General features: G+C 47.5%; 21 protein-coding genes and 1 other annotated feature. Of the genes, 19 read left to right on the forward strand and 2 right to left on the reverse strand.

Annotation, left to right across the window (positions count from 1 at the left end; translation table 11 throughout):
* Positions 1-109 precede the first annotated feature (109 nt).
* From HP567_RS10980 to HP567_RS10990, 3 genes are read left to right on the forward strand one after another with little or no spacing between them, the layout of a single operon-like run.
* On the forward strand, positions 110-526 hold the full coding sequence (locus HP567_RS10980) for a MerR family transcriptional regulator (RefSeq protein WP_173608670.1): 417 nt from the start codon (positions 110-112) through the stop codon (positions 524-526).
* Positions 523-2094 (forward strand): class I adenylate-forming enzyme family protein, encoded by a 1572-nt coding sequence (locus tag HP567_RS10985; protein WP_173608669.1) that lies wholly within the window; start codon positions 523-525, stop codon positions 2092-2094. The genes HP567_RS10980 and HP567_RS10985 overlap by 4 nt, the downstream gene beginning before the upstream one ends.
* On the forward strand, positions 2091-3902 hold the full coding sequence (locus tag HP567_RS10990; protein ID WP_173608668.1) for an acyl-CoA dehydrogenase family protein: 1812 nt from the start codon (positions 2091-2093) through the stop codon (positions 3900-3902). The genes HP567_RS10985 and HP567_RS10990 overlap by 4 nt, the downstream gene beginning before the upstream one ends.
* A 52-nt stretch (positions 3903-3954) precedes the next feature.
* Here HP567_RS10990 and HP567_RS10995 read toward each other — a convergent pair whose 3' ends face one another.
* Positions 3955-4521 carry a YqaA family protein gene (locus HP567_RS10995; protein ID WP_173608667.1) on the reverse strand — a complete coding sequence of 189 codons (567 nt, stop codon included), beginning with the start codon at positions 4519-4521 and terminating at the stop codon, positions 3955-3957.
* Between the two features lie 188 nt (positions 4522-4709).
* Between HP567_RS10995 and HP567_RS11000 the strand changes: the two genes are divergently transcribed.
* The 11 genes from HP567_RS11000 to HP567_RS11050 all read left to right on the forward strand — a co-directional run bounded on the left by HP567_RS11000 (position 4710) and on the right by HP567_RS11050 (position 15469).
* Entirely contained in the window at positions 4710-5141 is a 432-nt protein-coding gene (locus HP567_RS11000) for a hypothetical protein (RefSeq protein WP_173608666.1), read from the forward strand.
* 129 nt (positions 5142-5270) lie between these two features.
* Positions 5271-5495: a hypothetical protein gene (locus HP567_RS11005; RefSeq protein WP_173608665.1), complete on the forward strand. Its 225-nt coding sequence runs from the start codon at positions 5271-5273 to the stop codon at positions 5493-5495.
* A 146-nt stretch (positions 5496-5641) separates the two neighbouring features.
* Complete coding sequence (gene mqnC / locus HP567_RS11010; protein ID WP_173608664.1) at positions 5642-6748, forward strand: cyclic dehypoxanthinyl futalosine synthase; 1107 nt, start codon at positions 5642-5644, stop codon at positions 6746-6748.
* Between the two features lie 178 nt (positions 6749-6926).
* On the forward strand, positions 6927-7847 hold the full coding sequence (gene ytxC / locus HP567_RS11015; RefSeq protein WP_173608663.1) for a putative sporulation protein YtxC: 921 nt from the start codon (positions 6927-6929) through the stop codon (positions 7845-7847).
* 25 nt (positions 7848-7872) lie between these two features.
* Positions 7873-8108 (forward strand) — a binding site (T-box leader).
* Between the two features lie 60 nt (positions 8109-8168).
* A complete protein-coding gene (gene thrS / locus HP567_RS11020; protein WP_047070955.1) occupies positions 8169-10082 on the forward strand; it encodes a threonine--tRNA ligase in 1914 nt (637 codons plus the stop codon).
* Positions 10083-10216: 134 nt separating this feature from the next.
* Entirely contained in the window at positions 10217-12271 is a 2055-nt protein-coding gene (locus tag HP567_RS11025) for a methyl-accepting chemotaxis protein (RefSeq protein ID WP_173608662.1), read from the forward strand.
* 205 nt (positions 12272-12476) lie between these two features.
* On the forward strand, positions 12477-13496 hold the full coding sequence (gene moaA, locus HP567_RS11030) for a GTP 3',8-cyclase MoaA (protein WP_173608661.1): 1020 nt from the start codon (positions 12477-12479) through the stop codon (positions 13494-13496).
* Between the two features lie 263 nt (positions 13497-13759).
* Entirely contained in the window at positions 13760-14266 is a 507-nt protein-coding gene (gene infC / locus HP567_RS11035; RefSeq protein ID WP_035984450.1) for a translation initiation factor IF-3, read from the forward strand.
* A gap of 30 nt (positions 14267-14296) precedes the next feature.
* Positions 14297-14494 (forward strand): 50S ribosomal protein L35, encoded by a 198-nt coding sequence (gene rpmI, locus HP567_RS11040; protein WP_047070958.1) that lies wholly within the window; start codon positions 14297-14299, stop codon positions 14492-14494.
* 91 nt (positions 14495-14585) lie between these two features.
* A complete protein-coding gene (rplT, locus tag HP567_RS11045) occupies positions 14586-14945 on the forward strand; it encodes a 50S ribosomal protein L20 (RefSeq protein ID WP_047070959.1) in 360 nt (119 codons plus the stop codon).
* Between the two features lie 158 nt (positions 14946-15103).
* Positions 15104-15469 carry a hypothetical protein gene (locus HP567_RS11050; protein ID WP_173608660.1) on the forward strand — a complete coding sequence of 122 codons (366 nt, stop codon included), beginning with the start codon at positions 15104-15106 and terminating at the stop codon, positions 15467-15469.
* A gap of 68 nt (positions 15470-15537) precedes the next feature.
* Here HP567_RS11050 and HP567_RS11055 read toward each other — a convergent pair whose 3' ends face one another.
* Positions 15538-16224, reverse strand: coding sequence for a helix-turn-helix transcriptional regulator (locus tag HP567_RS11055; protein WP_173608659.1), 687 nt, complete (start codon positions 16222-16224; stop codon positions 15538-15540).
* Positions 16225-16416: 192 nt separating this feature from the next.
* Here HP567_RS11055 and HP567_RS11060 point away from each other — a divergent pair, with 192 nt between their 5' ends.
* The 5 genes from HP567_RS11060 to sat all read left to right on the forward strand — a co-directional run bounded on the left by HP567_RS11060 (position 16417) and on the right by sat (position 20135).
* Positions 16417-17331, forward strand: coding sequence for a R2-like ligand-binding oxidase (locus tag HP567_RS11060; protein ID WP_255438307.1), 915 nt, complete (start codon positions 16417-16419; stop codon positions 17329-17331).
* Between the two features lie 173 nt (positions 17332-17504).
* The gene (locus tag HP567_RS11065; RefSeq protein ID WP_173608658.1) at positions 17505-17744 is read left to right on the forward strand and encodes a hypothetical protein; all 240 of its coding nucleotides are present in this window, start codon (positions 17505-17507) and stop codon (positions 17742-17744) included.
* A 161-nt stretch (positions 17745-17905) separates the two neighbouring features.
* Complete coding sequence (locus HP567_RS11070) at positions 17906-18139, forward strand: hypothetical protein (protein WP_173608657.1); 234 nt, start codon at positions 17906-17908, stop codon at positions 18137-18139.
* A gap of 173 nt (positions 18140-18312) precedes the next feature.
* Positions 18313-19014 carry a phosphoadenylyl-sulfate reductase gene (locus HP567_RS11075; protein WP_173608656.1) on the forward strand — a complete coding sequence of 234 codons (702 nt, stop codon included), beginning with the start codon at positions 18313-18315 and terminating at the stop codon, positions 19012-19014.
* Complete coding sequence (gene sat, locus HP567_RS11080; protein ID WP_173608655.1) at positions 18996-20135, forward strand: sulfate adenylyltransferase; 1140 nt, start codon at positions 18996-18998, stop codon at positions 20133-20135. The genes HP567_RS11075 and sat overlap by 19 nt, the downstream gene beginning before the upstream one ends.
* The last annotated feature ends 390 nt before the right edge of the window (positions 20136-20525 follow it).

Here is a 20525-nt window from a genome sequence, read left to right on the forward strand (position 1 = left end):
GATTGGCCCGATAAATTTTTCATCAAGTTGACGTTTACGTAAACGGCAGTTACAATCATGTTGTTCGATAAATTTTGAATTTTACAAATGTAAGTAAGGGGCGCTGGACATGAGCAGAGAAGGAATACAGAAGGAAGAATCGTGGACCATCTCTGATCTTGCTCAACAATTAGATGTCAGCACCAGAACGATTCGGTACTACGAAGAGCTCGGCTTGATTTTCCCCAGTCGGACAGAGAAGGGAAGCAGGTACTACAACCGCAAGGATCGTGCCAGGCTGCGACTCATTCTGCGAGGGAAGCGCTTCGGATTTTCGTTGGATCAGATTCGCGAGATGATTGAGCTGTTCGACGAGGACCGTACAGGTCGGGCGCAGCTTTTGCGAACGATTGAGTACGGCAACCAAAAGCTGGCTGAGATCGACGAGAAAATCATGGAACTCCGACAACTGAGAGAAGACATTCTCGTCTACAAGCAAAACTTTGAACAAAAATTGCTTGAAGAAAATGAGGAGGAGAAACGATGAACGTATCAGCTCTGCTCGCAGCAAACGGAAGGAAATACTCTGACAAGCCCGCTCTGGTTGCAGGGGATGTGGAGGTCAGCTATTCTCAGTGGGATACACGCTCTACGCAGTGGGCTTGCTATTTGCGAGAGCTTGGCATCGAGCAAGGGGATCGGGTCGTCATGCTGATGCCCAATTGTCCGGAGTTTGCCATTTTTTACGTCGCCGTCATTCGCAGTGGTGCCCTCGTCGTGCCGATCAATGCACGCTCAACCCAAGAAGAAGTACGACATATATGTGATCATGCCGGAGCAAAGGCACTTCTTGTTCACGATGCCCTCGTGCCTATCGTCAATGAGTGGGTCCTCCAAACGCCGCAACTTGTAGCAATCAAAACAGGCAGGAGCCAAGGGAATTGGCATGGCATTGCTGACTGGGATGGCAATGATCTGTCTTTAGATAAAATGAATACGCTTTCTTCGCAGCCTTATTTGGTGAACATGAATGAAGATAGCGAAGTCAGCATCCTCTATACATCTGGCACGACTGGACGACCTAAAGGGGTGCTTTATACACATAGAAGCTTGTTGACTGTCGCGAAAATGATGTCGATTGAACTGACGATGACACATCGTTCCCGAATTTTACATTTGATGCCGCTGAGTCATTCGGCTCCCCTCCATCTCTTTTTCATTGCAGGGCTCATGCTTGGCGCCACCCAGGTAATGGCCCTGACATTCTCGCCGCAGCTTCTTTTGGATTTGGTGCAGCAGCATCGGATTACGCATTTCTTCGGTGCGCCAGTAGCGTATTTGCTGACGATGAAGCATCCCGAGTTTGCGGCGTACGATCTGTCTTCCATCGAATATTGGATGTACGGCGGTGCTCCACTGTCCAAAGAGATGGCTTCGCTCATGGAAAAAGCATATGGACGCGATAAACTGGCGTGCGTCTACGGCTTGACAGAGGCGGGGCCGACCGGAATGTGTCTTTTGCACAGAGAGCATCCGGACAAAATCGGCAGTATAGGCAATCGTGGTGTATTGTTCGTCGAAATGGAGGTCGTAGACGAGCGAGGAGAGCGATGCGCCAGTGGCGAAGTGGGCGAAATTCGCTTGCGCGGAGAAGGGACAATGAAAAGTTACTACAACAATCCAGAGGCTACAGCAGAAACCATACGCGATGGCTGGGTGTACACTGGTGATATTGCACGCGTGGATGAGGATGGATTTTTGTGGATGATTGATCGCAAAAAAGACGTGATGATCACGGGTGGGGTAAACGTCTATCCCAAAGAAATCGAGCAGTTGTTGGAGCGTCATCCGTCGATTGGCGAGGTAGCTGTTGTGGGTTTGCCGCATCTGGAGTGGGGCGAGACGGTTACAGTGTATGTGGTCCTGAAATCAGGAGTCGATACCAATCGAGATTGGCTAGAGGAAATCCAAAGCTTTTTGCGCGGTCATCTCGCCGATTACAAGCTCCCTCGACAAGTAAATATCGTTCCTGCACTGCCGCGGAATACGAGCGGAAAAGTCCTGAAGCATGTATTGCGTGATGTCAGTTCCCAAAAGGAAGTGGAGCTGAGATGAGTGATTTGCAAACGAGCATCGATCAGCGAACTTACAGCGACAACATCCCGCACCCGCGTACGTCACAGGGGGAAAACTTTTTCAAAGCAGATCCCAACCTCGATTACTTGCTGGAACGTTATCTCCCTGCTTCCATGCATGAATGGGCCAGACAGCAGTTGAGCTGGCTAGGTGCGCAAGTGGCAGGACCCATCGACGAGCGTGCCGCCCATACGGACAGAGAAGGCAAGCCAAGATTGCGCAAGTACAATCGGCTGGGCGAGGATATTTCCGAGATTATTACCAATGAAGGCTACAAGGAAACAGTAGCAGAGGTTTACGGAGCAGGCATCGTCAGCTATTTGTATCAAGACATTCCCGAGTTGGGGAGAAAAGCGCCGTACAGCTATTCTTTTTTCATGGGCTATCTTGTGAGCCAGTCAGAGCCGGGGTTCTATTGCCCTGTTACTTTGTCGATGTCAGCTGCTTATTTACTTGATCGCTATGGCAGCGAAGCACAAAAGGAGCAGTACCTGACAGGACTGACCTCTCGTGATCGCACTCGCTTGTATGAAGGAGCTACGTGGCTGACCGAGAGACAGGGAGGCTCGGATGTCGGTGCGAATTTGACTATAGCAGAGCCAGTAGCAGGTCGGCCGGGTGTGTACAGATTGACAGGAGAAAAGTTTTTTGCGAGCAATGCTGGAGCATTTGTTGCGACTGTTTTGGCGAGAATCGATGAGGAGAAACCGGGGACAAAAGGGCTCGGACTGTTTTTGGTGCCATGGGTGAAGCCTGACAACGAACGCAATCACATCCAGGTTCGCCGCTTGAAAGAGAAGCTGGGAGTCAACGCCGTACCATCTGCAGAGATTCTGTTGAACGGGGCAGAGGGTTATTTGATCGGGGAGCCACAGAACGGCTTCAAGTACATGGCAGAAGCACTGAACCTCTCGCGCATTTGCAACGCGATTGCTTCGATTGGGATCATGCGTCGGGCCTTTTACGAAGCGAGGTATTACGCTGAGCAACGTCGTGCATTCGGGAAGCCAATCGATCAGTATCCGATGGTAAAAGAAATGCTGGTGAGCCTCTTATTGGATACGGAGGTCAGCACAGGTGCGGTGTTTGATATGATTGCTGTCTATGATCGCTTGCAGTCTCATTCCGCGAGCAAAGAGGATAACGCGCTTGCTCGTCTACTGATTCCTTTGCTGAAATACCGTACAGGGGAGGAGGCTGTCGAATCGACCCATACCGCGATTGAAATTCATGGCGGTAACGGATATATCGAGGAATACGTGACGCCGCGTCTGTTGCGGGATGCCCAAGTTTTGACCGTATGGGAAGGGACCTCGAATATACTCGCACTCGATATTTTGCGTGTGATGCAAAAAGAAAACAGCCACGAAGTGTTTAGTCAATTGCTTCGGGAGCGCATAGCTGGGTGGAAGCATGCCTTTTCACAGCCGTACGCTGAGCTGATTCGGACAGAACTGGTCATTCTCGAGGAAAATATCGCCTATCTCATGCAACAGACCCATGATTATGTAACGTACAAATTAAAAACGCTCGCAGACCATATGGTAGACTTGTACACCTTATCATGCATCGTCAGTGAAGCAGAGGATCAGGTAACACGTATGGGAAATGCGCGCAAATACATTTTGGCAAGACTGTATGCCAAAAAGCATTTCCAATCACTAGAAAAACGGGGGGTTCAATCCGATTCTTTGCTGGACGTACAGTTCTTCACCCAACTGGTGGAGTATCAGTTTGTCAGCGTAGAAGAGTGGGCCCAACAATCCGTGATTGTTCCGACCCGATAATCAAAAAGCGCCTTTAGACCACTTGTTGAGGTGGCTAAGGCGCTTTTGAATTTTACGCATACCGCTTGCGGCGTATGCTCCAAATAAACCAGATCGCAGCTACCAGTGTTGCAATCGCCAGCAGAGTGATCTCAAAGTATTCATCGATCAGGACCTTTGCGTGTTTCCCGTATAAATAAAACAAGGTGCCAATCAGATAAAACTTCAATCCTCGCCCGACGATCGCATAGAACATGAGCTTGGTCAGCGAGTAATTGAATACGCCAGAGAGCACAGTGAAAACCTTGAAAGGAATGGGGGTAAAAGCTCCGATCAGTACGGCAGCATCCCCGTTTTTTGCGAATTTTTCCGTCGCTACGATAACCCATTTTTCAGGGAGAATCTTGTGCAAAAGTGGTTTTCCCAGCCATCTCCCCAACAAAAACCCGATGGGAGCGCCGAGGACGGAAGCAGTAAAGGCTACTGTCGCAAACTGAATCGCTGAGCCTGGATTGAGCAGACTCATCGCAATTTGCATAAAAAACGGAGGAATCGGACTGATAAAAGAGTCCAAAAATGCCATGGCAGCGAGTCCCCACATCCCATATTGCATGAATAGCTGTGTGATATGTTCGAGCATGAGCATCTCCTTGTGAGGTTTTTTCTATTGTAGCCATCTTATGCCACTTTGTCCAAAGAAAGACCACAACGGAAGTTAAACGTCGGGAGGGAAAATAAGGATTTAGGACAAATGACCCATCATTCAATTTCCAAAAAATCCCGATTATAAGTGGGTACGGAATGTCATTACGAAAGGGAAATTTTTAAATGAAGATGCCATTATCTATCAAAGTCATTCAAGGGTTTATACTGTTGCAAGTCATCGTATTGGGGGGTCTCTATTTTGTAGTTTCACAGGCAGATCCGATGAACTTGAGCCACTGGGCCAGTAAAATGGTTTTCAGCGTGGTGACGATGCCGGAAGATATGTTAGATCAAAGCTACGCGTTGGGAAGAATGCAAGGAAGATTAATGTTTCCACTGATCATCACTACTTTATTGTTCATCTTCATACAGATGAGGTTACTAAAATCGTCGATTGTCTGCATAAGTTTGGCGATTTTACTTGATATAAGCAATGGAACTTTTTTGATCGCCATCTTGTATATAACCCTTCTTTTGGTTGTGACCCACAACAAACAATCGAAGAGATATTTTAAGCGGAATCATCATGAAGTTGCGCAGACGGTTTCAAAATAAAAAATGAGTGATCTAGTGAGCTGATCCTAGGTCGAATATTGGTAATGAAGTCCTTGCTTTTTCATTGACGCTAGGAAAGATTATCCACTAAAATGTAGGGAAACAGGACAAACATCATGGGAGGAACCAATGAAAACATTGGGTTCGGGAAAAGTCGTTTTCTATGCGCCAAACGGTACTACTCTGCAATTATCAGGGGAAATTGATGTACGTGGGGATCGGATATCTATAACTGAAATCATCTATTTTAATGGTAAACCAAACGGAGCGCGCGAAACGAATTTGCCACTCGCGCAATCAGTGATTTACTGGGAGCCAGAAGTGTACGAACAGATCGGATATGAAGAAGAATAAGAATCATTGCGATTCCAGACCCTGTCTCTTGCAGGGTTTTTTCGCGTATCGCAGTGTATCTGCCAGCACCTCGAGCTATAGCCGATGTCCTGGTATTGTGTTATGATGTGGGATGGAATTTACGTATGGTACAAGGAGTGATCCTTATGATCGATTCTATATTGGAACGAGCACTCGCAGGTGAACGACTGGGTCTCGAAGACGGTCTGGCTTTGTTTGCGAGCAATGAAATCGAAAAGATCGGACATTACGCCAATCTGGTCATGCAGAAGCATCATCCAGAACCGATTGCGACCTTTGTCATCAGTCGCAACGTCAATTACACGAATGTATGTGATACCTATTGCCGTTTTTGTGCCTTTTACCGTCCCCCTGGCTCTTCTGAAGGATATGTTCTTCCCAGAGAGACTATTTTCCAAAAAATTCAGGAGACCGTTGATGTAGGCGGTACGGAAATCTTGATGCAAGGCGGCACCAATCCCGATCTGAAGCTGGATTATTACACCGACCTCTTGCGTGCAATCAAAGAGCGCTTCCCGCAGATTACGATGCACTCTTTGTCTGTGGCGGAAGTGATGAAAATCGCGGAAGTTTCCAACATGTCTGTCGAGGAAGTGCTGAAAGAGCTAAAGGCAGCAGGTCTCGATTCCTTGCCGGGAGCGGGTGGCGAAATCCTCGATGATCGTACACGTCGGAAGATTTCCCGATTGAAAGGCTCTTGGATTGACTGGATTGATACCCAAAAAGCAGCACACCGTGCAGGCTTGCCTGGTACTGCTACCATGGTTATTGGTTTTGGAGAAGAGATGGAGGAGCGCGTACTTTCTCTGTTGCGCATCCGCGAAGCACAAGATGAAACAGGCGGCTTCAAAGCCTTTATCGTCTGGACCTTCCAACCGGACAACACCAACATGAAGGCTGTCAACAACACGCCAGAGGAATACTTGAAGACACTGGCAATCAGCCGTCTCATGCTGGATAATATCGAAAACTTCCAATCTTCCTGGGTGACGATGGGCCCGCATTACGGTCAGCTTTCTCTCTCTTACGGAGCGAACGATTTCGGCCAAACGATGATGGAAGAAAACGTTGTTTCCGCAGCGGCATGTACGTACAAGGTCAACACGAACCAAATTTTGGAACTCATTCGCGGCGCAGGCAAAATTCCTGCACAGCGCAACACACAGTATGACATTCTCCGTGTTTTCAAAGACGGTGAGATGGCAGAACGTGATTTTGTCATGCAAAACTAATAAACGAAAAAACGCTTCTCTGCCCCTCCTTACAAAGGGAATTTGGCAGGGAAGCGTTTTTGGGTTTTTAATCAGGAACTTTTTACCTGCAACCTTCCCTGAGTTTCCAACCGTTTAAAAGTATATCGCTCCTGACGGGACATATACTGTAACTACAATGGCGGTTGGGGGGATGGTTATGCAGACGTTTCGCGTATTGCTGGAGAATGTCCCTGAGCATTGTGACACGTATCGGACTATCGTAAATGAGATGACGGAGCGGGTCAACACTGCACCGGTGCGCATTACATACAGGGAGCAAGAAGAGAATGGATACCTCTTGTTCTACTTTCAAAGCTGGTGTGAGAGTGAGTATGACGCGCAGACCATCGAATGGGCGAGAGCCTTCGTTGCTCTTACATTAGCCGAATGGGTCATTCAGGTGAAGGAACCGAAAATTATGGAAGAAATGGCCACTGACTTACTCGCAGCCGAACAGATGGAAACCGAGTGGGCGGAGATTTTCCCTTATATTCAACGCATGTGCCAAGAAATCGAGCTAGATGGCAGGGAACTGTTAACGGCGACAACACGCAAGGCAAACGTATATCGCAAAGTTTTCACCTATCTGGAGTCGGAGCGAACGATAAACGTTTTGGGTTTCATCCGGTTTCGATTGCAGGAGCACTGGAACGAGTTATTCGAACTCGTGGAAACTGGTATTGATGAATATCTGGAAGACAAGCAATATCAAGAGTTTGTCGAGCTGTTGCGCTATTTCATTGCTGTACAGGAAACCAAGCAGGAAATCGTTCATGTCGTTCCTAGTGTGGACAAACCTTTCCATCTTTATGATAAAAAAGGGGATCGTCTTTGGCTTGAACAGTTGGATACCGTTCTGAACATGGACGAACAAAAATGCAGGGACGAAGATTATTTGGTCAGTGCTTTGGTTACACTGGCTCCTGAGAGTATCGTGCTCCATTTGGCTTCGGAAAAGCCTGGGCTTGTACAGACGATCCGCAGTATTTTTGACGGTCGGCTTATTACTTGCCACTCTTGTTCGCTTTGCCTATCCGAGAGACGTGTACTTGACGGGAATAATCCCTCTAAACTATAATAGCAACAACAACTTTACATTGCTTATAAATACGATGAGAAGGACACGGACAATAGTAAGGACGCTTTAGAGAGGCGGGTCACAGGCTGGAAGCTCGCTGCGTACTGTTATTGATCTACCACCTTCGAGTAGCTGCCGGGAACGAAGCGTAGGCTTTTACTATCGGTATGCCGGTTAAATACCGTTACATGGAATGAGGAGTCTGTTTTTGTGAACAGACTTGAAGTAGGGTGGTACCGCGAGAACACACTCGTCCCTTTTTGGGGATGAGTGTTTTTTTATTTTCTCAACCAAACAAGATACAGGAAGGAAGAATCCACAGTGGCACAAATTCATGTTACTTTCCCAGATGGAGCCGTTCGTCAATACGACGCTGGGATTACGATCGAGGACATCGCAGGCTCCATTAGCTCTAGCCTGAAGAAAAAGGCAGTAGCTGGTAAAAAAGATGGCAAGGTTGTCGATCTGTACACAGAACTCACAGATGACGCAGCGATTGAAATCGTTACCCTCGATTCTGCTGACGGATTGGAAGTATACCGCCACAGTACAGCTCACTTGCTTGCTCAAGCGGTAAAACGCATTTACGGCGCTGAAGTGAAGTTTGGAATCGGTCCTGTGATCGAAGATGGCTTCTACTACGACATGGATATTCCGGTTTCCCTTTCCCCAGAGGATTTGGGCAAAATCGAGGCGGAAATGGAAAAAATCGTGAAGGAAGACCTGCCGATTCGCCGCAAAGTCGTAAGCCGCGAAGAAGCAACTGCGATTTTCCAAGAACTGAACGATCACCTGAAGCTGGAACTGATTCGCGACCTGCCAGAGGATGCGACTATTACGCTGTATGAGCAAGGCGAATTTTTCGACCTCTGTCGTGGACCGCACTTGCCGTCTACTGGCTACATCAAAGCATTCAAGCTGATGAGCGTGGCAGGTGCATACTGGCGCGGAAAAGCAGAAAACCAAGTTCTGCAACGCGTATACGGTACAGCTTGGCCGAAAAAAGCAGACATGGATGAATATCTGCACTTCATCGAAGAAGCGAAAAAGCGGGATCACCGCAAATTGGGGAAAGAACTGGGCTTGTTCATGTTCTCCGAGGAAGCACCGGGTATGCCGTTCTATCTGCCAAAAGGCTTCACTGTTCGCAACGAGCTGGAGCAATTCTCCCGCCGTCTGCAACAATTGGCACAATACACAGAAGTGCGCTCTCCTTTCCTCATGAACGAGCGTCTCTGGAAAGAATCCGGTCACTGGGATCACTACAAAGAGAACATGTACTTCTCTGAAGTAGACAACGCGACTTACGCCTTGAAGCCAATGAACTGCCCAGGTCACATGCTGATCTATAAAAACGAGATGCACTCTTACCGCGACCTGCCGATCCGTTACTCCGAGTTCGGGCAAGTTCACCGCCATGAATACTCCGGAGCCCTGAATGGAATGCTGCGGGTGCGGACCTTCTGCCAGGATGACGCGCACGTATTTGTCCGTCCAGATCAGATCGCGAGCGAAATCAAAGGCATGATCACTTTGATTGACAGCATCTACAAGGTATTTGGCTTCGAATACAGTGTGGCTCTATCCACTCGTCCGGAAGATTCCATGGGCTCTGATGAGCTGTGGGAAGCAGCGGAAAGCTCTCTGAAAACAGTGTTGGAAGAGCTCGGTATGGCCTATGAAATCAAAGACGGAGACGGTGCGTTCTACGGACCGAAGATCGACTTCCAAATTACCGACGCGCTGAAACGCCGTCACCAATGTGGAACGATCCAACTGGACTTCCAAATGCCTGAGAAATTTGACCTGACTTATGTTGGTCAAGACAACGAGAAGCACCGTCCGGTTGTCTTGCACCGTGCGATGTACGGCTCCATGGAGCGTTTCATTGGTATCCTGATCGAGCACTACGCAGGTGCATTCCCGATTTGGCTGACACCAATCCAAGCACGCATCATGAACATCAGTGAAGTGCACATGCCATATGCAGAACAAGTAAGAGAAAAACTGCAACAAGCTGGCATTCGTGTAGAGCTGGATGGCCGCAATGAGAAAATCGGCTACAAAATCCGTGAAGCACAAGTTGAAAAAATCCCGTACATGCTGGTCATCGGTGAAAAAGAGGTGGCTGACGGTACACTGTCCGTCCGCAAACGCGGAGTGGGCGATGAAGGCGCGATGACAGTGGATGCATTTGTTGAAAAAATCCGCGCTGAAATCAATGAAATGAAGTAATAGCACATAGAAGTAGAGCCGCCCTGAATTTTCGGGCGGCTTTTTTATTATACGTTTACTTGGAAAAAAGAACGGGAAAAGGATGTAGGGTAAAAAGTTTATATGGACATCAAGAAGAACTGCGGGGGATACGTATGCGGGTAAGCATCAAGCAAAGACTGATAGCAGCATTTCTTGCCATTATTTTAATCCCGATTGGAGTGATTAGCTCATTTGTATATGTCAGTATGGAGGAGCGAATCCAAACTTATTTTATTGAATCCTCGACAAAAGAAGTGGCTCAGGTAGACAACGCGATTAACTTGTATTTCGACTCGATTCGTGAAAACGTAAACCTGATAGCAGGCAGTCCCTTGCTAAAGAGTGCAGATAACACCATTACGACGTATATGGATAAACCGACCAAAACCAAACATACCCCATTGCAAAATGGCGGGGTAGAGGCGGCTATTTTTCAAGATTTCCTTCGATTTGTCGATTCTCATCCGAATACTGCATTTATTTATTTAGCGACCAAATACGGAGGATATATACAATGGCCGACAGATGATGTCATTCCGAATTACGATCCGCGTACAAGGGATTGGTACAAAAAACCAATGGAGAATCCCGGAAAAGTGATTACGACAGATCCGTATCTCTATTTGGGGGATAACAGCATCGTGATCAGTAACGTGACGACATTAAAGGATGACAAGGGTGAGCCACTGGGCGTTGTTGGACTGGATGTAAATTTAAAAGGGCTTACCGATATTTTGAAAGAAATTAAGATTGGGAAAACGGGTTACCTCATGCTGATTGGCAAAGACGGAACGATTTTGGCTAATCCGAAGAACCCTGAGCTCAATTCGAAAAACCTGAAAGATACGCAAATTCCTGAATTGGCTGCTATCGCTGAGAATACCTCCAGCAGCTTTGCAGTCACGATGAACGATACCGAGTATTTGGCGAACGTCTTTACTTCCGAAAAAAACGGTTGGAAATATATTTCGTTTATTGAAAGAGCTGAGCTTTCTGCTGAAGCCCATCAAATCGGTTTGATCATCGGGGCGTTAAGCATTTTGTTTGCTTTACTAGCGGTTGTCGCTTCCGTTCTTTTCTCGCACAAATTTACCAAGCCATTGCTTGTTATCGGTAACCAGATTGCGCAGATCGGTCGTGGTGACTTTACCGGGGAATTGTCCAAAAACCTTTTGGAAAGAAAAGACGAAATCGGCATGCTTGGTCAGAGCATTCAGGTGATGCAAGTATCCATCCAGGGACTCATTCGAGAAGTCCAAAAAGCGGTTAATACACTCTCTACTTCGTCAGACAACATATCGGTTCGCTTGGCGGACAATGTAGATACTACCAACAAGATTTCTACTACGATACAGGAAGTAGCGAGCGGGGCGCAAAATCAGCTCAGGGGTACGGAAGAATCCGCAAGAGCGATGGAAGAAATGTCGATCGGCATCCAACGTGTGGCGGAGACCACCTCCATCATCTCGGAATCATCTACGAGTACCGCGGATGAAGCGCAGCTAGGAAACCAGTCCATCCAAAAGGCTATCCAGCAAATGGACTCCATCCGTGGCTCTGTGGAACATTCCGTATCCGTCGTCAAGCAATTGGGGGAGCGTTCCAAAGAAATTGTGCAAATCATTGATGTGATTACGGGAATTGCTTCCCAAACGAATCTGCTTGCTCTCAACGCAGCCATCGAGGCTGCTCGCGCGGGAGAGCATGGACGAGGTTTTGCTGTCGTAGCAGATGAAGTGAGAAAACTCGCTGAACAGTCTGATGAATCTGCTCGTCAAATCGCCAACCTCATTCAGGAGATCCAAGCAGATACGAACATGGCAGTCAACTCGATGGACTCCGTCAATCAAGATGTGCAGGTTGGATTGTCAACCGTACTGGAGTCAGGAGAAGCCTTCCAACGGATCTTACAAGAAATTCAACAGATAACCGATCAAATTCAGGAGGTTTCTGCTGTCTCTGAACAGATGTCCGCCGGATCGGAACAAGTAGCAGCATCTGTGGACGAGACTGCCCAAATTGCAAGGATTTCAGCCCACAATGCTGAAAATCTGGCGGCTTCCTCCAAAGGTCAGTTGGCCACTATGGAAGAGTTTGCGGTTTCCTTTGAATCCTTGAATCAGATGGCTCGCGAACTGGAAAGAATGATTACCAAATTTAAGATATAAGAATGCATAGGGAAGAGTACGAATGTCGGGAGGAATTCGTACTCTTTTTTTTGCAAAGTGGACCCATTTATGACAGAATGTGCGGTTTGCGTTTGAAAATTTGGCGATTTCGATTTAAGATAATAGACTGGTACTAAGTCGAAATGCGATATGATGAAGATGAAGGAAAAAAGTCGTCTTATAGATTAAAGGAGAGTGAACAGCAATGCCAGATAAAGTGCTTGATTTACGGAACCGTCCTCTCCGAGATTTACGAATATCTGTCACCGATAAATGTAATTTTCGTTGCCGTTATTGCATGCCTGCCGAAATTTTTGGACCGAATTTTGAATTTTTGCCGCAAAGCAAGTTGCTGACCTTTGAGGAAATTACCCGTTTGACCCAGATCTTTACTTCGCTTGGAGTCGGGAAAATCCGCATTACCGGCGGAGAGCCATTAATGCGCAGAAATTTGCCTGAATTGATTCGAATGATCCGTGAGGTAGAAGGCGTTCAAGATATTGCGATGACGACCAATGGTTCTCTCTTGTCCCGTCATGCGCAAGCGCTAAAAGAAGCAGGTCTGGATCGGGTCACGGTCAGCCTGGACAGCTTGGATAATGAGCGCTTTGGGATGTTGAATGGAAGAGGCTATCAGGTCGATGCCGTGCTGGATGGGATTCGTGTTGCAGCAGATGCCGGGCTTTCGGTCAAGATCAACATGGTGGTACAGCGCGGAGTCAATGATCAAGATATTTTGCCGATGGCACGGTACTTCCGTGAGCAAGGGCATACCCTTCGATTTATTGAATTCATGGATGTGGGAAACAGTAACGGCTGGCGGCTGGATCAAGTCGTACCTTCCCGTGAAATTGTGCGTATGATCCATGAAGAGATGCCGTTGGTAGCGACAGAAGCGAACTACTACGGAGAGGTGGCTTCCCGCTATCGCTATGAGGGATCGGACCAGGAAATCGGGTTGATTTCATCGGTGACCCAAGCTTTTTGCTCCACTTGTACGCGGGCTCGCCTGTCGGCAGAAGGGAAATTGTACAATTGTCTCTTCGCTTCATCCGGAGATGATTTGCGCGAACCAGTCCGCGATGGACGCACGGATGAAGAGATTCGCGAGCTGATACGTGCGATCTGGGAACGGCGTGACGTGCGCTACTCGGAGGAACGACTAAGTGAAACGCCTGGTCTCGCCAAGCGTGAAAAGGTCGAAATGTCCCATATCGGGGGATAATTAGGTATTAGCCTTGACAAAACCCAAGCTACCCTGTAATATAAATTGCGTGTATAAACACTTCATACTTCGAGAACAAGCAGAGGCGCCCAGCTTCTCACCTGGGTCGACGTCGTATACGACTGTTGACAGGTAACTCTTACGCAAAGATCCTCGGATCTGATGAAATTGCTTAGGTGAGATATGTGCGGGCGCAGAATGCGTTCGCACATTTTTGTTCCTTCTCGAAATTGACGGGGGTGGCAAGTATTAGCAAGGATCAAATGTTAATTAACGAAGCGATCCGTGCCCGTGAAGTCCGTTTAATCGGTGCTGACGGGAGCCAATTGGGAGTCGTACCTTTTAGGGAAGCATTGCGCATTGCCCAGGAAGCTGAATTGGATCTGGTAAACGTTGCTCCTACAGCCAAGCCGCCTGTATGCCGTATCATGGACTATGGAAAGTTCAAATACGAGCAGGCGAAAAAGGAAAAAGAAGCGCGTAAAAACCAGAAGATCATCGAGCTGAAAGAAGTGCGTTTTTCTTCTAACATCGAGGAACACGATTTTCAAACAAAGCTTCGCAACGTCCGCAAGTTCTTGGAGGATCAACACAAGGTGAAGTGTACGATCCGTTTCCGTGGACGTGAAATCACCCACTCCGAAATTGGACTAGGCGTTATGGAACGTGTAGCTGCCCAGTGTGAAGATCTCGCTACGCCTGAGCGCAAGCCGAAGATCGAAGGCCGCAGCATGATCATGATTCTGGCTCCGAAAGCGGAAAAGCAGTAAGATAGTAGTTTAGACAGGAGGATTTTTCAGATGCCTAAAATGAAAACCAACAAGGCCGCTGCGAAACGTTTCAAAAAGACTGGAAGCGGCCAATTGAAACGCGACCGTGCGTTTGGTAGCCACTTGTTCGCTAACAAATCGACTAAGCAAAAGCGCCACCTGCGCAAAGCTGCACTCGTTTCCAAAGGCGATCAAAAACGTATGGAGCAAATGCTCACTTACCTGTAAGTTTTTCTTTATTACACACCATTACGCAGCATGAGCTCCCTAAGCGCCTAGCAGTAGGCCGCCATGCTGGAAAGACCAGGAGGAGTTTAGTATGCCAAGAGTAAAAGGTGGCATTGTTACACGCCGTCGTCATAAGAAAATCCTGAAGCTGGCGAAAGGATACTTCGGTTCCAAACATCGCCTGTTTAAATCCGCTAATGCGCAGGTAATGAAATCCCTGCTGTATGCATACCGCGACCGTCGTCAAAAGAAACGTGATTTCCGCAAACTGTGGATCACTCGTATCAACGCGCAAGCTCGCATGAACGGTCTGTCCTACAGCCGTTTGATGCACGGCCTGAAAGTTGCTGGCATCGAAGTTAACCGCAAAATGCTGGCTGACTTGGCTGTTAACGACAAAGCTGCGTTCAACGAACTGGCAACAGTTGCAAAAGGCAAACTGAACGCTTAATTTTTGAAAAGAAGAGTCGATCTGCCCGATTAAGGGCAAGGTCGGCTTTTTTTGTTGTGGTCAGAGCGCAAAATCAAACGAATAGCATCCTACACCTGTCCACACGCTATCAATCTTCTCCTCATATCTTATAGCAAAGATAGAAGGAGGTGAGTGGCATGGCAGAATTACGAGTAAGCCTATGGGCAGGCAGAAACTTTGAAGCTCGTCGTATTCGTTTTCGCAGACGTGGGGTAGCAGTCAGACAGTGTCAAGCGCTTGAATTCAATGACGTACTGTCGAGTTTTCGATTGCGAGCAGGAAATAATGGCCGAGTGACACTCGTTCTGTTTTCAGGAACCGCTTATCAGGGGGATTTTCGTGTTTTCCGGGGGAATCGCGATATTGCCAACCTTGGTAATTTCGACTTCAACAATCGTACCTCGTCGTTTATTTTTGTGGGACGCAATCTGACTACTTCTCAAATCAGAGAGATTCAACGGACGAGAACGGCACCGAGAAACGTGGTAGAAATCAGAACGTAGGAAAAGGAAGTATGAGTCAAAAGAAAAAACAACCGAGCTCACATTCGGTTGTTTTTTTCTATTTCTATTCAACAAATGATTCGCTGACGAATAGCGTCTGCCACGCCTTGTGCGCGATTTTGCACACCGAGCTTTTTTAAGGCGGACTTGATGTAATCCTGCACGGTAAATTCACTAATTCCCATCCAGTTCGCCATCTCCTTAACGCTTTCGCCCCATGACATCCGCTGCATGACTTCGACTTCTCGGCGTGAGAGCTTGACGGTTTTAGGGCGAAGGGAGTCGGTTGTCAATACTTTGCCCAGCATTGAACAGTATGCGTCCAAAGATTGTAGCAACTGATGATTGATGCCAGAACAGCCATCCTGATGCCAGGAAATACCAGCATATCCGAGTACGTTAGGCCCATAGCTAATAGGGAGAATGAGCGCATAAGGGGCACCGTACACTAAATGGGGCGGGAACTGACGAATCGCCTCAGAATCTAGCAGGATAGCTCTCTGTTCACGGATCGCCTGCTGGATAAGGGGCATATTGCGCATGTCCACCCGTATATTTCGAATGGAGCATAACTCTTGGTCAAGGATCGACCATAGTCCCTCACCCATTTGACTGAGCGTCGAGTAATTGCACAGAATGGCTCCCATGAAAGGAAAGAGCTCCACGAAGCCGCGTACAGCAAGCACCAGTTTCTCCTCGTAATATGCCGTTTCTTCGATCCGATTGATGTACATGTTCAGCTCTGGACTGACCATGGAGTGATTGCCACCTCCATTTGAGTGATGGACACCCCCTGATTTTTGGGGATATGAACGACCGTTCAGCCTGACCTATAATCAACCTACAGCGCCTTCATTTTATCAAACCGCCGATCGGAACGTAAAGGATGGGAATGGTATAAATTGACATTTTTATGACTTCTTTCATTCGTTCGAAATAGAAGGTGCATGAGAAAAAAGAAAGGTTGGATGGGGATGAGGAATGGTTTTGTTTCGACCAGCCAAAAAGGATTGAATCAGGAGCTACTGCCGTACCAGTTGTATCAAAAAGCGAAGAGATACGGCATTTGGAACCCGCAGGACATTGATTTTACGCAAGACCGCGAAGATTACGCGAAGATGAATCCGGAGCAGAAGGAAGAAACCTTGGGAAGGATTGCTGGTTTTCTGGGGGGGGAAGAGGCAGTCACCCTCGATCTTTTGCCTTTGATCATGGTCATTGCCGAGGAAGGGCGCTTGGAGGAAGAAATGTATTTGACGACCTTCCTCTTTGAAGAGGCCAAGCATACGGAGTTTTTCCGGTTGGTTCTCGACAACATCGGCGAGTCAGGAGACTTGCATCATTTTCACGATGATGTGTACAAGCGAATTTTCCATGAGATCTTGCCAAATGCACTCAATCGTCTATTGACGGATAAATCCCCCGAAGCCATCGCAGAAGCATCTACTGTCTACAACATGTTTGTGGAAGGCGTGCTCGCAGAGACAGGCTACTATGCGTTTTATGAAGCACTCAGTAAAACGGGGCTCATGCCTGGTTTAATGCAAGGAATTGGCTATTTGAAGACAGACGAATCGCGGCACATCAGCTACGGAACATTCTTGTTGCAGCGGTTAATCTGTGAGCATCCCCATATTTATGATGTCATTGCCAAAAAGATGGATGAGCTGGCTCCGATGGCAAGTCATCTGTACGACTGGATGGATGACCCACAAGGGGTGAGTGCATTCGGAGTGAAGGTCGCTGATTTGCAGCAGTTTGCGAAAAAGCAATTGAGTGTGCGTATGGAGGTACTTGCCCGAGCAAAAGGGCAGACGATTGAAGAACTGTATAAGCATACAAGAACAACGATCGATGTGTAAGAAAAACGATCGAACGTATTCGAGTCGTTGCTTACAGAACTAGGCTATGGTCCTAAAGCAGAATCCGCCCAAGGTCTGAGAAGAAAACAACCTCCCGTCTGTGTTAGACAGCCTGGCTGATCCCTTACAATAAAGCCATAAGAGGAAAACATTGGATAGGGAGAGAGATCAAAATGAGAAAACAAAAGTGGATGATGATGGGAATTACAGCAGTTGTTTGTTCGGCGATGGTCGTGCCAGGGGCGTTTGCCAAAGAGAAAGATGACGCACATTCCGTGACGAATTCTTTCTTCGCCCCTGCTCCGTACACGACGGCTCCAGTAGTTCAGAAAACAGATGACGTGACCGGCACGCAAAAAACAGGAAGTGCATTCATTTTCGCTCCAAATGTAAACGAAAAAGAAGAAAACTAACGGGATTCAAGCATCCGTACAGGATGCTTTTTTCTTTTGCAAAAAACGATTCCGTCTCAAGTCTGAAAAAAAAACAATCTTTCGTCCGTGTCGAGCAGACTCCCCATTGCCATACAATAAAAAGCGTTACAGGAAAACATTGGATAGGGAGAGAGACATAGATGAGAAAACCAAAATGGATGATGATGGGTGTAACAGCAGTTGTTTGTTCAGCATTGCTCGTGCCAGGAGCGTTTGCAAAAGAAAAGGATGATTCTTACACCGTAACTCCTTCTCTGATAACCCCAGGTTCATACGCCGTACCAACGGTTCAAAAAATGGAGGCAAAAAACACGCAACAAATCGGTGCCTCTTTTACTTTCGCTCCCACGGTAAACGAAAAAGAGGAAAAATAAAGCAGCAGAAAGCTGTCAGACCCTGTCTGGCGGCTTTTTTTCTGTGAAAAGCGTCTCAACCAAACGGTCATGATGTTTGGTTTGGGCGAGTTGGATATAGGTGGACGATGCGCCACTTCCAGTCACTAGGCATATGATGGTGGGTGAATCCTAGCAAGAGAGGAGCTTCGCTGATGAACAATCGCCAGAAAATGGCGGATGAGGAATTACAGGAATGGGCAAGCCGACTGGAAGTTCAAGCACCGCAGGATGTGCTAGTGAACGCCGTGGAAAACTATGCAGCCGGTCTGATCCTAGCTGCCAGCTTTGGGGCTGAAGATGTCGTTTTAATCGACATGCTGCACAAATTGGCCCCCATGATTCCTGTATTTTACCTCGATACCAACATTCATTTTGCTGAAACGTATGATACGCGTGACACACTGCAAGCCAGATACGGCACAACATTTATTCAAGTACAGCCACAGTTGTCGTTAGCCGAGCAGGCAGAAAAACACGGAGAAAAACTGTGGGAAAGAGAACCGAATCTTTGTTGCGAGATTCGGAAGGTGGAGCCGTTAAAGCGCGTCCTGTCCAACTATCAGGCGTGGATTACAGGCATTCGCCGCGAGCAATCACCTACCCGAGCGAATACCAAAAAAGTGGAGTGGGACGAAAAATTCAACCTGGTTAAATTCAATCCGCTAGCAGATTGGACGGAGGCCCAGGTGTGGGAATATATCCATGCAAATGATGTCCCTTACAATCCATTGCACGACCGAAACTATCCAAGCATTGGCTGCCGAGTATGCACGCGCGCTGTCCTGCCTGGCCAAGATTCTCGGTCGGGACGGTGGGCTGGCTTTGAAAAGACCGAATGCGGTCTGCACAAATGAACAGCGCAGGAGGGAAAGATGTGAAGCAAACGATCTTGCCGCACGGGATCAAAAAAGCCGTTATCGTGGACAAATGGACCCTGTCGGACATCGAATGTCTTGCCATCGGAGCATTTTCACCGTTGACTGGATTCATGGAAGAGGCGGATTACCACACTGTCGTGAAAACGATGCGTCTGACCAATGGAGCGGTTTGGCCGTTGCCGGTGACATTGGCTGTCGATGCAGATGAGCACGACGATCTTGTGCCTGGCGACAGTATTCTGTTACGTGGGGAAGATGGAGTGGATTATGCGATTTTGCGGGTGAAAAGCTGCTTTGTGCCAGATAAAATGCGGGAGGCAGAACTCGTTTTTCGCACGGTAGATCTCGCTCACCCCGGTGTGAAAAAGCTGTTTGAAAAGCCAAACCTATACGTGGGTGGGCCTGTAGAAATCATGCAAAAGCCACAGCCTGAGCGCTTCTCTGATTTTTATTTGACCCCGGCAGAAACCAGAAAAAGATTTCGAGAAAATGGCTGGGAGACGGTGGTTGGTTTTCAAACGCGCAATCCTGTTCACCGGGCACATGAATATATTCAAAAGGCAGCATTGGAGATTGTCGATGGCCTTTTTCTCAACCCATTGATGGGGGAAACGAAATCAGACGATGTTCCTGCACAAGTGCGAATGAAAAGCTATCTCGCCCTTTTGGAAAATTACTATCCACACAACCGTGTATTGCTAGGTGCTTTTCCGGCTGCTATGCGATATGCGGGTCCGCGTGAGGCGGTCTTCCACGCCTTGGTGCGAAAAAATTACGGTTGTACGCATTTTATCGTCGGCCGCGATCACGCAGGGGTAGGCGATTATTACGGCACGTATGATGCACAGCACATCTTTTCCGAGTTTGCGCCAGGCGAGCTCGGTATCCAACTGCTCTTTTTTGAACACAGCTTTTACTGCAAGGCATGCCAAGGGATGGGGACAACCAAGACGTGCCCGCATGACAGAGACTCGCATATGACCTTATCGGGAACAAAAGTGAGGGAAATGTTGAGAAACGGGATCACGCCACCTCCGGAATTTACACGTCCGGAAGTCGCAACGATTTTGATAGAAGGATTGAAATCCCCGCAATAAAGTGGAACCCAAAAAACAGGAGAGGGACGGCAATGCTGTCCTTTTTCCGTTGTGAAAAACTGGACAAGTTTTCTAGTTTCTGGTGAAAAAATGTATCCGCTTTCAAGCAAAAACCGCGCTGTAAAGCCATTTCCAACTGAGCATTCGTTCGGACGAAAGTCCAGTAAAATCTTTTTGTTTTCGTTGACACCCCCTAGGTGCCTAGCTATAATCAGACGTAACACTTTATTCTGACAACAACAATATTGAAAATATTGTTTAAATAGCAGGCTATGACGAGGATGGTGCACGTTTCCCCTTTTACAGAGAGCCCTGATGCTGAGAAATGGGTATTGGGTACGTCGCATTGCTCACCTCCGAGCCGTTTAGCTGAAACTTGTTTTACAAGTA

Origin of the sequence: Brevibacillus sp. M2.1A (genome assembly GCF_013284355.2) — a bacterium.
In the GTDB taxonomy this organism is placed as follows: Bacteria; Bacillota; Bacilli; order Brevibacillales; family Brevibacillaceae; genus Brevibacillus.